Origin of the sequence: Paenibacillus sp. FSL F4-0100, assembly GCF_037993005.1 — a bacterium.
Lineage (GTDB): Bacteria > Bacillota > Bacilli > Paenibacillales > Paenibacillaceae > Paenibacillus_AQ.
Genome location: NZ_CP150303.1, coordinates 4044566 through 4059283 on the forward strand (window position 1 = coordinate 4044566; position 14718 = coordinate 4059283).

The 14718-nt window shown below is 44.8% G+C and carries 12 protein-coding genes, 1 pseudogene and 1 riboswitch; of the genes and pseudogenes, 6 read left to right on the forward strand and 7 right to left on the reverse strand.

Going from position 1 to position 14718, the window contains the following annotated elements:
• Positions 1-449: 449 nt before the first annotated feature.
• Positions 450-1040, reverse strand: a complete 591-nt coding sequence (locus tag MHH48_RS18235; RefSeq protein WP_076321389.1) for a TetR/AcrR family transcriptional regulator — start codon at positions 1038-1040, stop codon at positions 450-452.
• Between the two features lie 218 nt (positions 1041-1258).
• Here MHH48_RS18235 and MHH48_RS18240 point away from each other — a divergent pair.
• A pseudogene (locus tag MHH48_RS18240) lies at positions 1259-1546 on the forward strand (nitroreductase family protein); the annotation flags it as partial.
• A 375-nt stretch (positions 1547-1921) separates the two neighbouring features.
• The gene (locus tag MHH48_RS18245) at positions 1922-3094 is read left to right on the forward strand and encodes an MFS transporter (RefSeq protein ID WP_076321390.1); all 1173 of its coding nucleotides are present in this window, start codon (positions 1922-1924) and stop codon (positions 3092-3094) included.
• Between the two features lie 264 nt (positions 3095-3358).
• Here MHH48_RS18245 and MHH48_RS18250 read toward each other — a convergent pair whose 3' ends face one another.
• Both MHH48_RS18250 and MHH48_RS18255 read right to left on the reverse strand, forming a co-directional pair.
• Positions 3359-3532 carry a hypothetical protein gene (locus MHH48_RS18250; RefSeq protein ID WP_179090586.1) on the reverse strand — a complete coding sequence of 58 codons (174 nt, stop codon included), beginning with the start codon at positions 3530-3532 and terminating at the stop codon, positions 3359-3361.
• A gap of 497 nt (positions 3533-4029) precedes the next feature.
• The gene (locus tag MHH48_RS18255; RefSeq protein ID WP_076321391.1) at positions 4030-4458 is read right to left on the reverse strand and encodes a MarR family transcriptional regulator; all 429 of its coding nucleotides are present in this window, start codon (positions 4456-4458) and stop codon (positions 4030-4032) included.
• Positions 4459-4616: 158 nt separating this feature from the next.
• On the opposite strand from MHH48_RS18255, the gene MHH48_RS18260 reads away from it, so the two are divergent.
• Positions 4617-5927: an amidohydrolase family protein gene (locus MHH48_RS18260; protein ID WP_076321392.1), complete on the forward strand. Its 1311-nt coding sequence runs from the start codon at positions 4617-4619 to the stop codon at positions 5925-5927.
• Positions 5928-6272: 345 nt separating this feature from the next.
• Here the strand turns inward: MHH48_RS18260 and MHH48_RS18265 are convergent, their stop codons facing one another.
• Positions 6273-7622 (reverse strand): lytic polysaccharide monooxygenase, encoded by a 1350-nt coding sequence (locus MHH48_RS18265; RefSeq protein ID WP_144023417.1) that lies wholly within the window; start codon positions 7620-7622, stop codon positions 6273-6275.
• A gap of 861 nt (positions 7623-8483) precedes the next feature.
• On the opposite strand from MHH48_RS18265, the gene MHH48_RS18270 reads away from it, so the two are divergent.
• The gene (locus tag MHH48_RS18270; RefSeq protein ID WP_340390705.1) at positions 8484-8735 is read left to right on the forward strand and encodes a hypothetical protein; all 252 of its coding nucleotides are present in this window, start codon (positions 8484-8486) and stop codon (positions 8733-8735) included.
• A gap of 229 nt (positions 8736-8964) precedes the next feature.
• Here the strand turns inward: MHH48_RS18270 and MHH48_RS18275 are convergent, their stop codons facing one another.
• The 3 genes from MHH48_RS18275 to MHH48_RS18285 all read right to left on the reverse strand — a co-directional run bounded on the left by MHH48_RS18275 (position 8965) and on the right by MHH48_RS18285 (position 13722).
• On the reverse strand, positions 8965-9354 hold the full coding sequence (locus tag MHH48_RS18275) for a hypothetical protein (protein WP_076321393.1): 390 nt from the start codon (positions 9352-9354) through the stop codon (positions 8965-8967).
• A gap of 1062 nt (positions 9355-10416) precedes the next feature.
• Positions 10417-12576 (reverse strand): amino acid adenylation domain-containing protein, encoded by a 2160-nt coding sequence (locus MHH48_RS18280; protein WP_179090587.1) that lies wholly within the window; start codon positions 12574-12576, stop codon positions 10417-10419.
• 228 nt (positions 12577-12804) lie between these two features.
• Positions 12805-12899, reverse strand: a riboswitch (cyclic di-GMP riboswitch).
• Between the two features lie 664 nt (positions 12900-13563).
• Entirely contained in the window at positions 13564-13722 is a 159-nt protein-coding gene (locus tag MHH48_RS18285; protein ID WP_179090588.1) for a hypothetical protein, read from the reverse strand.
• Positions 13723-13844: 122 nt separating this feature from the next.
• Here MHH48_RS18285 and MHH48_RS18290 point away from each other — a divergent pair, with 122 nt between their 5' ends.
• Entirely contained in the window at positions 13845-14108 is a 264-nt protein-coding gene (locus MHH48_RS18290; protein ID WP_179090589.1) for a hypothetical protein, read from the forward strand.
• Between the two features lie 126 nt (positions 14109-14234).
• The gene (locus MHH48_RS18295) at positions 14235-14477 is read left to right on the forward strand and encodes an alpha/beta fold hydrolase (protein WP_076321396.1); all 243 of its coding nucleotides are present in this window, start codon (positions 14235-14237) and stop codon (positions 14475-14477) included.
• Positions 14478-14718: the final 241 nt, after the last annotated feature.

The window sequence follows — 14718 nt, forward strand, 5'->3', positions numbered from 1 at the left end:
TTCATTTATAGCCATTTTAGCGCGATCGGCGGCTTCTATACAACATTTTAGAATAAGCGCAGCCCGGACACCGCAAGCCCCCCCTAGTTGCAGCTTTATTGCGGTCTTCAGGTCCATCTATCCATGCTGTTCGCTCCTTTTTCCGCGGCAAAAGAATAAAGGGCGATCATTAACGTCACATTCCTGCCTGTTAGCTTAATGAAACTGCATGGAAACATAGTTAGATATACTTATCTAATCGGTAATCGGTAATCGGTAGGCTCATGTTCTTGTCCTCGACTCGGGATAAGAACTTGTATCGATAAAACAAAAAAGCCGCTAAAATAGCGACTTTCAATGGGTCTATGTTCTTGTCCCTCGACAGCTAGCAAATATGGTTTGAATCGGGTTCGTAAATTGTTCGCATTTCATCTTGTTTCTTCCGCAGGATAGAGCAATAGCGACATGACCTATCCCAGCAGTTCATTGGCTCCGTTCATCACTATGGGCATAGACTGTTTAACGAATGATTCCGCACTTATTAGACGCCCCTCATTGTTCCAAACGTAAGCCGCCCCATACATCCCCCAACTTAACATGATAGATGCTGTATTTATTAAGAATTGCGCGTTTGGACTCGTTAGCATCTTGTCTTTGTCTATAAAGGAAAGAAGTATCGTTTGAATTTTTTCCTTTATTTGAATTTCGAATACAGCTCCAAGCGAGGTATACCTTCTTTTGCACATAGTGCTTAGATCCTTGTGAAAATCGCATACACCTAGAAAAATACTCTGAATGGTTTCTTCATTTAATACTTCGTGACCGCTTATTCTACGATTTATGATTGTCATAAATGATTCCATAAGTCTGGCCTCTAAAATTTCGAATTTATCTACAAAGTGCGCATAAAAAGTCGCTCTGTTAACAGTAGCCCGCTCTGCAATATCCCTAACGGTTATCGATTCAAAGTCTTTTTCTTGAATTAATGAAGCAAAAGCGTCTTGAAGGAGTCGCCGTGTACGTATCACACGAGGATCAGCTTCATTCTTTTTAATTGTCATGGTTAAAATCTCCCCTAATAAAAACGACATTATAGAAATCGTGTTGTCTATACAACGGTTTATGGTTATTGATGATTGCGCACCATTCGGTTGTTATTATAACATGAAAACACAACAAGTGTTGTTCAAACAACTCATGTTGTATTGAAACAAAATGCTGAATGCCGCTTTTCCAAAAGGAGGAGAGAACGATGTCGGTTTCATAACCTTTGCAAACGATGGAGTACCAACTTTTTTCGATGTTCATTTGAGAACGCCGGTCGGTTCGTAGCTATGATCCCGAGATCAAGATTTCGCGGGAGGAATTGACCGAAATATTGCGGCAAGCCACGCTGGCCCCTTCAGCCGCTAACCTGCAGCCGTGGCGGTTTCTCGTTATCGACTCACCTAAGCTGAAACAGAAGCTGCTTCCGATCGCATTCAATCAACAGCAAGTGGTCGAATCTTCGGCTATCATTGCGGTACTCGGAGATTTGGAGCGTTATAAATTGGCCGAGAAAATTTACTAAATGGCGGTCCATGCGGGTCACATGCCTGCAGAGACGGCAAAACCGTTCAATGTAGTATAAACAACGGCGAGTTAAGGTCTTTTACAGGTTCTACGCATCAGATTCTAACAAGGCGTCGTACAGCTATATTAGCTGGATGGTGCTAGATTCGATTTGGCGAAGCCGCAGATTATGTTTGATGGGCCTGCAGATAGAGCCGATGACAATGCTATGAATTGGCAAGAAGCAGCAGAGGAGCCAGTCAACAAGCTAGGAGCTTCATTGATTTGATGATTACAATTAACCAATATATGAGTATATGCTGATATATGCATAAATTGCGATTTATTTTTTTATTTCGATATTTTTAAAAACACATCAGGAGAGTGAATTATGAAGAGCACATGGAAAGTTTATGTTCTAGCCTTGGTCAGCTTTTTAGTTGGAACATCCAATTACATCATTTCCGGTATATTGGACCGGATCGCAGAGACGATGGGAACAAGCGTTGCGGCAGCAGGCCAGCTCATTACGGTTTATTCCCTGGCCTATGCGGTCGGCACGCCTATTTTAATGGCGCTGACGGCCAAAATGGACCGGCGTAAGCTCCTCCTTTATTCGCTGGGCCTCTTTATTATCGCAAATCTGCTGACATTTATATTGTCCGGTTTCGGTCTCTTCATTGCCGCTAGAATCATTACGGCGTTAGGCGCCGGGGTAGTCACCGTTAACGCGCTCAGTATCGCCGCCAAAATCGCTCCGCCAGGCAAGCAAGCCAGCGCCATCGCCAACGTCACCATGGGCATTACCGCATCGCTCATCATCGGCGTCCCACTCGGCAGAATGGTAGCCTCGGCTTTTGGCTGGAAAGCGGTATTTCTGGCCATCGCAATTGTCGGGGTCATCGCCATGCTTGTCATTGCTGCGGTTTTTCCACGTATGCAGGGCGACAAGCCTGTCCCTTTGATCAAACAATTTGCTTTGTTAAAAAAACCTCAGGTTTTGGTTGCTTTAGCGATTACTTTTTTCTGGTTGGGCGGATATTCCCTTGCCTATACTTACATCTCCCCTTTTCTGCTAGAGGTGACTCATTTAAATGAATCATTGATTAGCGCAGCTCTGTTCGTGTTCGGCATTGCCAGTTTGATTGGCTCGAAAGTCGGCGGCTACAGCGCGGATAAACGGGGCATCAAATACACGCTCGTTTCAGGGATGGTGCTTCACGTCATTTCGTTGATTTTGCTATCCTTAGTCGGACAGTCGGTCATTGCCGTATTCGCCATTTTGATCCTCTGGTCTTTTGCTGCCTGGTCATCCGCTCCGGCGCAGCAATTTAACCTGGTTTCGCTTGTTCCTGAATCCTCGGGCGTCATGCTGAGCTTGAACAGTTCCATGATGCAGCTTGCCATGGCTGTCGGCGCAGGAATCGGCGGGCTGATCGTTAACCGTGTTTCTTTGGCATCCATTACCTGGTTCGCGGCACTCGGCGTAGTCATCGCCATCATTGCCGCGTTTGTATTGTCCAGCATGGCATCACGGCATTCGGCGGAGCAGTCAGCGGATTAAGGGTATGCTAAACATGGAATATTTGTTAAAGGACTCTACTCACTAGGTTGATCTCTCGGATCTTATTCATTCTTAACAAAAAAGGAGACTGCAAATGAACTGCACCCCAATTGTTGGACGCAACAATGCGGTGTGGTTTCTTGTTGTTTAGGAAAATGGGCCGAGGAAAAAATCTGTAACCCTGTTCAGAATACCCCAAGAAAACCCGGATACGTCGCTTCTCGAAAACTGCAGATATGATGCATGCATCGTCATTATGGGTGATTATTCAATAGATGGTTCCATAGAAGAAATACCTGGCCCGTCCCTCGCTGCACCAGCGTTTTCTTTTCCTTCTATTCTCCACTCCCTTTGAGTAAATCCTAAAAGTTTAAACACTCGTTCACTAATGATTTCAGCGACAGATTTTCCTGTAGCTTTCTTAATAATCTCAACCAAAACCTCAGGTTTTTTCCCTTCAAATGATATGTACCTTCTGCAAACTTACGTACTACTACCTTAATAAAAAGCCTGATACATCAGGCTTTTGAATATTTATATATGTAGACACTTTTGTATCATTAGACACTGGTTTTTAAAATTTAATCGAATCGGTAATTGGACCATGTTCTTGTCCTTTTCGGCAATCGTACAAGTCCTTGTCCTCGACTCGGGATAAGAACTTGTACCGATATAGCAAAAAAGCCGCTAAACTAGCGACTTCCAATGGGATAATATTCTTGTCCCTCGACACCCCTTGGCTTCTATATGTTTTTCCTCGTCGTAAGCGCGTATTTGTACATCTCCCGATCTCGTTCAGCCTATGTTATCTAAGGAATATTATTATTGGAGCACCATATGGACTGTTCACTACTTGCTTGCTGTTCTATTTATATCACCAATTGGGACAAGCATATTTTGAAAATGTCTCCATAATTTCATTGGAATCATCTTCTTTATATGCGCTCATTGATTTTAATCAACAATTTCTTTAAGACTTGCTTCTCCTCGTCGGTAAGGACTTGAACGATTTCTTCCTCCACCTTTTGGAATGAGTCTTGAAAGTCTTCAATCAGTTCAATCGCTTTTGGCAATACATATATATTTTTTTGCCGTTCATTATTGGCCGGGATTTTGCGCTCGATGAACCCTTTTTGCTCTAGACCTTGAAGCATGCTTGTAATGCTGGCCCCACGTAGATGAAACCGATCTGCAAGGTCCTTTTGAATAATATGATTATGTTGGTTCTCGTAAATATAGTCGATTACTTTTCCTTGTTGAGCGTTTAACCCCAGTTCTTTTATACTCTCGTCCGCTCTTTTCTTTAACTTAAGACCGATAATCTGAAACAAATCCAGATAAGGTGTATCCTTTCGGGATTGCATGATCGTCCCCCCTTGTGATTGTTAGAAAACTAATTGTAAGCAACTAAACTATACAGTGATCCTATAGGCTTGTCAAACAAATATTAGTTTATTGACAGTTAGATAACTAACAGTTATACTCCGAATTGTTGAACGACAAACACATGGGAGGAATTCAAATGGAGAAGATAACTCAAAATGCTGCGTTAGAACAAGTTACGGCGATTACAAATGTACGTATCTTTGATGGAGATCAAATTATTGCACCCAGACATGTTGTCATTAAAGGGGAATCCATTATTTCAGTGGGCGGAGACCTTCCGGCCGATGCAACGATTATCGATGGAGAAAATGGGACTCTAATGCCTGGTCTGATTGATGCACATGTCCACACCTCAATCGGCGGATTACGAGATGCCTTAAAATTCGGGGTTACAACAGAACTCGAAATGAACGGCGATTTTACTAAAAGAGGGCGCGAGATTCAGTTGAAAAATGTAAACGACGTCGCTGACGTCCGTTCTGCCGGCACAGCGATCAGCGCTCCGGGTGGACACCCAGATGAGTTACTGCCCGATGGAGATGAAATACCGGAATTTGTATTGAAGGAGCTAGAGAAGTTATCCGAGGAAGACCGGGAAGCGATGTTGGCCGCATACGCTCACGATCACGAAGAAATCCCGCAAGTGACGACGGTGGAAGAAGCGATTAAGCATGTGCATACCCAGGTGGAGAATGGAGCCGACTATATTAAGGTCATGATTGAAGAAGGAACGGTCATGGGGGCACCTGGCCTGCCTGTACTAAGCGACGAGATTTTAAAAGCAGCCGTGAAAGAAGCCCACAAGTTGGATAAGCTGGTCATTGCCCACGTCTTGACGGCTCTTTCATCGCAAGAAGCTATCGATTTTGGAGTCGACGGTTTAGGCCATTTGTTTATCGACAGACCCGAGTACACATCCGACTTAGTGAAGTCCATAGCGCGTTCAGGCGCTTTTGTTATACCGTGCTTGGTGTTGAATTCATCGATTATTGGAAATCCGGCATCGGAATTGGCGAATGATCCACGTGTTCATTCCAAATTAAGTCCGGACTGGATCGATATTTTGAACTCAAGCTTCAATACGTTTCCGCAAGGTAATATGGAAAACAGCTTTCAGAATGTGATGGATCTTCACCGTGCCGGAGTTGATATTCTGGTAGGGACGGATGTCGCGCCGGTTCCCGTTCCGAACCTTGGCGGTCTTGCTCATGGGGCCAGTGTCCACCACGAAATGCAGCTGCTGGTGAAGGCCGGGTTCACTCCGATCGAAGCTCTTCAGTCGGCTACTATCAAACCGGCCCGTTGCTTTGGTCTTCACGATCGCGGCCGTATTACCGAAGGTGCGCGCGCTGATCTTATTCTTGTAAACGGTGATCCGACCACTAATATCTCGGATACCTTGTCGATCAAATCCGTATGGTTCAATGGTTCGCAGCAGCTAGGTTAATCAGATGCGATATCCCTGTATAAGGAAAGCTAAAACTCCATGCCAAAGCATGGAGTTTTAGTTGATTTAATTGATTATTTTAAGTCGATGCTCATTGCTCATCGCAGGGAGCGGTTTGCACTTTGCCGCCCCCCTTCTCGTTGACCCGAATGCATTTCGGGATGAGGCGTACGGCCCGGCAACAATTCCTTCATCCTATTCTCCCCCCCTTCTAGTCTTATATTTCGCACTGGTAGTATCAGTATGGTAGAGTATTGATGGAATCTATTCGATTGAATCAACCATGAAAAATAAGCCCACCGCTCTTTGCAAGCGGCGGGCTTCCTGCTCTTCTAAAGCATGCGTTTACGGTTGTAGCTGCCAGAGCGCGGGCACGTTACTCGGCTCCCAACCCGGCAAAGAGGTATGGGGCTGGATGCATTTGTACACCTTGCCGTCATAGGATACGAGCGCATTGACCTCATAAGCGGTATTTGGCGCCCATGGCGTTGCACTCGGCCCGTCAGGCGTTGACACTGTCACGGCATTGCTGTCGCCAGATTCATTGTTCGACGGGTCGTAAGCGCGGACCGTAAACGTATATTGCGAGTTCGGCGACAAACCGGTAATGACCTTCTCGGTTGCCGTTCCAGTGACGGTAGCGATCACCGTGCTGCCGTTGTAAATCCGGTAACCAGCGATGCCGGAATCATCTGTGGATGCATTCCACATCAACGTGACTGATGTCGACGTCGGGGTGCCCATCACATGCAGGCCGGTCGGATTGGTCGGCGGCGTCACGTCAACCGGTAACTGCGTGGTCGTAAACTGGACACTGTTGCTGCTCGGCGATCGATTGCCGGAAGCGTCGAACGCCTTCACAACTATGTTATAAGTCGTGCCTGCCAATAGATTGGTGAGATTGGCGCTCGTCTGATTGGCAGGTATGGTGGCGATGACATTGACACCGTTGTACACCTCATAACCCGTGACGGCATTGTTGTCCGTCGAGGCCCCCCAAGTCAGCTTGGCCGTCGTTGTGCCAACGTTGCTGACGGCCAAATTAGTCGGCGCCGTAGGCGCAATGCTGTCGCCAGGACCGAATTGGGCATCGATGACGATGTACCAGGCATTTTGGGTATCCGCGATATCCCACACGCCGAGGATGACATTGTAACCTTCTCTTTGCGGCACGTTGCAGGTATGGGTTAACGTGGCCGGCGGCTGCTGGCCATTCCCGTTAATCGTGCAGAACGGAGTCAGATCAAACTGGGCGCGAGTCAACGGTGCATTTGGATTCCAATCCGGCTTGGTGATGAAATAACGGTAGCTTGTCGTGGCATGACGAGCGGTAAAAATCCAAGTGAAGTTGTTAGTGCCGCTCGTCATGTTCACCTTGTTCCAGCGCGTAGCTGATTGCTGGTCAAGCTGAGCGAAGCCGGCAAGGCCGGCGCTGGCGATTTTGCCGTCAGGGGGGCCGGCAGCAGGAAAACCTTTCGGCCCCTCCAGGCTCTGAGGCTCATAGATGATCGGGCCGCAGTTGGTATTCAATCCGTTTTTACACTGGATCGCGCGGCTGGCCGGATCATTAATATATCCGTGGGCTGACACGGTCTTCGAGAACGCGAACATACAAGCGAATACGAGCAGCAATCCGCCGCCAATCAGCATGAATCGCAGGATGAAACGGGAATCCGAACGGGTTTGAAACATCATCACATTACCTCCCATGATTTGGTTTGGTCATGATGCGCCTTTCGTTTTTCGACACCATCTTTGTCGCGATCTTTTGAGCTGCCTCCTCTCTTGAAAATGATCCTCTCAAAGCTGTGCATAACCGTTATCGTGCGGGCATCCGCTCCTTTTTAAGCCGATTTATACAAACTCCTTAGAGCTTATATACTCGTACAAAGTCATGAAAACAATACCTAATCACATTGTGAGAAGCGTAAAGACAAGCGGGTTAGAAATCTTCGTGGGAAGGGGAAATTAAACGTGAGCAACTCTGCTCTACTAAATAGAATCAGCTATGTAAACTGCTGATGAATGCTGACATTCATAGTGCGCAACGATGTAGAGATCAAAACCAAGTAGGTACGCTTATGGGTGAAGCCACGGAGGGGATAGTAATCATGTCTTAATATGGAGGAATCTATATATAGGCATAATCTAGTTTCGTCAAAATTGGAGTCGTGTTAGCGGAGTGTCATGAAGCCAATCGAAGTTGATGTATGGTTAAACAGAAACGAAAGATATATTACCAGTAATTGGTTGTATATAATTATTGAATAATAACCAAATCATGTCAAGGGTGTAATTTATCTACTCTTTGCTCAAGCTCCTGTGAAGGAGTTTGAATTTATCCTCATATTGCCCATTCTTCATACCGATTGGGTGAACGAAAAACTTGTTGCAAAATCACCAATTTTCACTGTAGCAATCGGTGTCACGCCCTTAAGTGCATATTAACAAGACCAAGATCACCAATGTTAGACTGTACAGAAGCTTGCCCTGTACATCGTAAGAAACTCTATCTTTGTTTTTCGAGAAATCGTCTCCAAGGATGAATTCCGCTTGATGCTAGCCCCACTGGACAACATTACTGACGGTCCACTTCAGATCGTCCCTACAGGTTGGACCATGCAAGGGGACCGTGTGGCAGTGGAAGCCTACTCGACAATGAAGTTAAAGAGTGGACGACACTATCAGAATCATTATCATTTTCTCTTTGAGCGCCGAGGCGATAAAATCGCAGTCTACCACGAGCATCACGACACGGCTCACGTAAACGACGTATTATTCAATCTCACGGATGACGCCGAGAAATAAAGTAACTATTTGGTAATCGGGATTGATTTAGTGCTCCGCAGGTGGAAATATTAAACATTACGCAATCGGGACAATAACTTGTACCGATAAAACAAAAAAGCCGCTAAAATAGCGAATTTCCTGGCATATCCCCCTCAGTTTTACGTAATTTTTCAACTGGACTCTTCCCTGACGGACAGAGCGGTGTTCATGAATTGTGGAGGCGTAACACTTAACATCCTTTTTATTACTATCCTCCAACATGAAACACACCAATTACAGTTTCACCATTAACATCAAACAGCGGAATATCACGACCATCTGGTGATCTACTGTTCTGTATTGCAATGGCTTCCTCGGGTGATTTTGGTAGTTCACCGTCTAAGTCTTTTTTTAGCACATATCCTGCAGTACCATCCACACCTGTAGCACTGATTAATTCAGGTTCCGTTTCTGGAGAAGTAGCATCTGAGCTAGAACCGTATGTCTGTCCATTTATATTTTTAGGATAGTTAGGAGAATTTGTTTGGCTTTGATTAGTCGTACTTTTAGCATATGTGCTTTGGAATACCATTACACCTCCTACTATACAAACTATAAAAACCACACCAATTAATATTCTATTGCTTTTAGAATACATCCTCACGTTTTCGCTCCTTTCTCACTCTTCACTCTATATCCGTTCGTCCCGTCCTTTTCACTTCATATACTACACCAAATAATGGAAGATTCGCAATTCTGCTCGTTAGCTTAATGAAATAGCTGTAGAATTTTAATAAGATATGTGTCAAATCGGTAATCGGACCAAGTTCTTGTCCTCGGCTCAAGACAAGAACTTGTACCCCTAAAAAAAAAGCCGCTAAGATAGCGACTTTCAATGGGACAATGTTTTGTCCTCCGACACTAACGTCTAAGTACATCTTACCAGATGTCTTTTTTTCGTTGTCTACCACATGGGATATCACCAAACATGCCGTCTTTTTGTTATGGATGAACGAATGTAGTATCATCCATATTTGCTTGTATAACGTCCACCCAATTTGTATTATTCATCATCTCGGAAGAATCCCCATGAAATGCCTTCATGGCTTCCTGATCATCAAGCAGCCGATATCTCATCCAAGCCGTCAAGTACCCCCTATGATTGCCACCATTGCCTTCAATCGCTGTATGTGCTGCACCTTTTGCCACCCCCATCATAACAGGCGTGCTTAAAAACCAACATACACGTGACCTCTACGATAGTCTATAGATTTCTCTATCGTCTTCTCTGTTAAAGTATGAAACTGAATGGATATACGTAAAAGATGTAGCTATGTTTCGTTACACGCAAATTTCTTTCATAAAATCCTCATGCACCTTTCTTGCATTTCCTTAGCCCATAAATTCAAACATATGCGCCACAAGGAATTTCATTAATAAATTTAGCCATACTTCTGGTACAGATCACCGTGCACGTCCTTCAACGCTGTCGATGCATTTGAGGACTACTACTCTTTCGGGAATGGGGTCAGATTCTTGTCATCAATTAATGACAATAACTTGACATAAATAAATAATCCGCTTTTAAAGCGGATTTTAATGAGACTACGTTCTTGTCTTCCGACATTAATTATGAGTCAAATGCGTTCTCGATTCTCTCGGCATCCTTGTCCAGTCAGATCCTTTTGAGCATTTGCTGCGTTTCGTTTAGCGGTTCGTCTCAGTTGACAAGCATCGGACGAAGAAGATCAGGGTCCGGCAGAGCTTTTTTATCGACTTTCCCGTTAGGGGTAAGCGGCAAACTTTCCATCTGTACCACAAGAGAGGGCAGGAAATATTCAGGCAAATTTCGGGCTAAATACGCCTTGACATCCGTTTCGGACAAAACCTGTTTCGCAACAAAATACGCGCATATTATCGGATTGCCACTCTCGTCGGCTTTGACGGCTACCGCGACTTTCAAGATTCCGTTGTGTTCCAGCAGTCGAGTCTCGATTTCTCTCGGTTCCACGCGATACCCTCTGATCTTCACTTGATCGTCGATTCGCCCGATAATTTCGATATTGCCATCCGGCAGCCACAGGGCCATATCCCCCGTTCGATATAACCTTTCCCCGAGGAGCGGATGTTCCACAAACTTGGCTTCTGTCAATTCCAGCTGGTTTAAATACCCCCGCGCGACACCGTCCCCTCCGACGCAAAGCTCTCCCACTACTCCGATGGGCTGAAGCTTCAACTGTTTATCAAGAATATAAGCGGAGGAATTGCATATTGGTCTGCCAATCGGAATGGCGGATTCGAATTCACGTTCGATCGGGAAATAAGTGGAGAATGTCGTGTTTTCCGTCGGACCGTATATATTGACCATCCGCAGATCGGGACAGGTCTTACTTACGGCGTTTACGTGCTTCGGCGATAACGCTTCTCCGCCGATTAGCAAGGTGTTCAACGTACAAAAGACGTCAGGATCCTGTTCGGCCAGATTATGGAACAAAGCCGTAGTCAGAAACCAAGCCGTGATGCGGTAGCCGATGATGGTTTCCTTCAATTTGTGAATGTCTAATAGATCCTTGTTCTTCATCAAAAACAAGGTAGATCCGTTCAAAAGGGATCCCCAAATTTCAAAGGTTGACGCATCGAATGCAATTGCGCCGGTTTGCAAAATTCGATGATCCACGGAAAAATTGAAATAATTGGTCTTCTTGACCAGTCTTACGATGTTGCAATGTTCAACCATGACACCTTTCGCTGTCCCCGTTGATCCAGAAGTATAGATGATATACGCTAGACTTTGCGAGGTTACTTCAGATATCGTATGGGGACAGCTGTCAAGATAAAGCTGCGCGTTGTCCCAATAAATTACTTTTCCTTCAAATGCAAAGTCAGGCTTCCAACTGGAAGGGGCCAGCAAAAATCCCGCCCGACTGTCCTCGAGCATATATTCGAGTCGTTCGCACGAAGAATCGGCTTCGATGGGCATATAAGCGCCGCCCGCCTTCAATATGGCTGTAAGCCCGACGATCATACTGACAGACCGATCCGCGACAATGCCAACGACGCTCTCCGGCTTTACGCCGTGATCCTGTAGTGCTTTTGCAAGCTGATTCGCGTGTTCGTTCAATTCCCGATAGGATATCTGATGGTCCTCGGTCATGACCGCTGGGCGATCGGGGGTTAAGCTGACCTGTTCCTCAAACAAGTAATGGACCGTTTTGCCGGAAGGATAGTCCGTCTTAATTCCGCTGAAAGCCTGAATCTGTCTCTCCTCTTCTTCGGACAACAAACGTATATCGGCAATCACTTTCTCGGGAAAATCGGCTACTTCCTGCACAATACGGCTCAAGTGGTCGCCCATCTGCTCAATCGTTTCCTTTCTATACAAGCGGGTCGCGTAATCAAGGTGTATCATGAGAGATTCCTTCTTAAAAGCCGTCAAAGCAAGCTCAAACGTCCCCAACTGATCAGATTTCAAAGGAGTAGTATTGGCGTTTTGCCAAGTAAACGCCGCTTTGATGAACGGATTGCCGCTCAGATTCTTACGCATATTCCGATCTTCGAGTGCTTGCATCGTGGTATGCTTGACTTCTATCAGAAACTTATCTAATGGCTTATGTACAGTAGGAGAGTATCGTATAGGAAGCATCTGGCTTTCCAACGAATACCCAATTACAGGGTCATCCTCGCCGGTATATTTGGCAAGCAGGATCGCATAACAAGCCATTAGTGCCATATCCACAGTTATTCCGAAATTGAACGCAAGTTGATAGAGTTTTCGGGTCGTTGCAGAATCAAGGCAAAAACTAACCCGGCTTCCTTCATCGTTGGTCCATCCCCCCCACGGAAATTCGTCAATTGATACTTCACATGTCGTTTGTTCCATGACCATCAACTCCCGGATTATCGATTCATTAATGTCTGATTGATAACGAACAGAAGAATCCTCTTCGCATTCTGCGATGAAGAAGTATCCCCCCTCCTGAGCCAATATGACTATGGCCTCGTATAGCCCCAAACTTAGTTTCTTCTTACAGCGAAGCTCGCCTTTGTTTTTTGGAACGTCAAAAAACCCCCTTTCTTCAAATGAATAAAACGGAGGTCTCCCGTCGTATTCGGCAACTGGCTGGCATCGCGATCACAGTAGATCCCGCATTAGCCCCTATAGCTTTGCGTCGCCACCTTTCGGTGGGTTTGCTATTGTCGTACAAAACTAGCATTAAATTGTAAATCGTGTTCATATTATGTATTCGTTTTACAATTACTGTATCTTGTTTCCAAATGAAAATCGATAGGTCTTTTGTTCAATATTGTCTTTCTAGAATTGTTTTGATGATATAGATAACCATCATGTAACTCTAGGACATGATAGTTAATCTTTACTAATTTTTGCTTTTCGTCGACTTCACTCTACTTCACTTAACTTCACTTAACTACCTATTAAAACTATATTATTCAAAAAAGCAGGATACGTTTTTACAAACAAAAATCGATTAAGAACAGAGACATACACACATTTTTGTCCCTGGCAGAATTCCACAAAATTACGCCATTACTCTAATAGATTCAGTATTATCAGTCTCCTATCCCTGCGTATTCTTCTATTATTACTTGGATATTGGGTTATGGATAATTAAGGCAATAGTTCTATTTTTCAACTTCACCCCTATATCCATTGTCCTAACTACGACTACGGATATCATTGGATCCAATACTTTTGTCTCTTGTAATACGGGACAAAAAAACCAAAGTTATTAGTACGTTATAACTGGTAACGAGATCTCGCTTCCGAAGAGTGGAGCACTCGAAACACAGCACTAATTTTCACAACCATCGGAATCATCTCCTGTAGGGAGATGGTATGCAGCTGTTGTTAAACTAGCCCGTTACGGTCCTGTCCATGATGAGTAATTTCCTTCAGGATCCTGTCAATCTTATAGTCGCCCACTAACAATCGATTCACCTGATTCGCTGCCGGGTCCTGCGGTCCTCCGCATGCACTGATCGTCATCAGCAGCATCATGCTCGCCACAATGAACGTTGGCCGCGCCCATCAATGCCCATGATGTGGGGTCTATCTTGCTGCTGGAGGAGCTTCCGTTTCCGGACTTTCCTGGACAGCTGGAATCGTGGTCGATGGAGCACTAGATTCAGTTGGTGCTGCGCTCTTCTCTGTTACAAGATGCTTCGCGCAACCCGAAACACTTGAAAAATTTGCTCACTGATTATCTAACTACAATGTCATCAGAAGGCAAAGTGGTCTCCTCAAATCCTGAAATCCAAGCATTATCGTTTATGTGGATGAATTACAGGGCTTTCATCAGTGGACTAAATGCCAAACAAGCGGTCTCAGAAGATACGCTGGACGAATTTATTGAAGAAAGTGTAAATGTATTTACTAAGGCACTTAGCCCTTAATTATTTGTTTCTATAAGAGTAGCTCCGAGGGAGCTTTTCTTGTAATACAAATGAAAGTATGTGCTTGCATTCATCAGTACAATCATTTACATATAACAATCTAATAAATGAAAGGTGAGATTCTGAATGGTTAAACCATCTTTTCCCTATGAAAAAAAGCATCAGCGAGTGCTTGGTCTAGAGATGTCCTACGTAGACGAAGGAAGTGGCGATCCGATTGTCTTCCTACATGGCAACCCTACTTCCTCTTATCTCTGGCGTGAAATTCTTCCTTATGCTCAAGATTTCGGTCGTTGCATTGCTCCTGACCTCATAGGTATGGGCGATTCTGGCAGAGAGCTCCGTCCCGAAACTCTTTGTCAACTGTGATCCGGGCACTTTGCCGACATCTCATGTTGAGTTTTGTCGTAATTAGCCAATGCAAACGGAGATCACCGTACGTGGACATCATTATCCCCAGGAAGATTCGCCTCAAGAAATTGGCGAGGCACTTGCTGCCTGGTTAAAGAATTTAACATAGTCGTTAAGGACCTTCTAGGGATGGGTTAAAATTAAAAACAAGTAAGCGACAATCCTACCAAATTGCTTGTAAAAAGCAGTCGATTGCTCT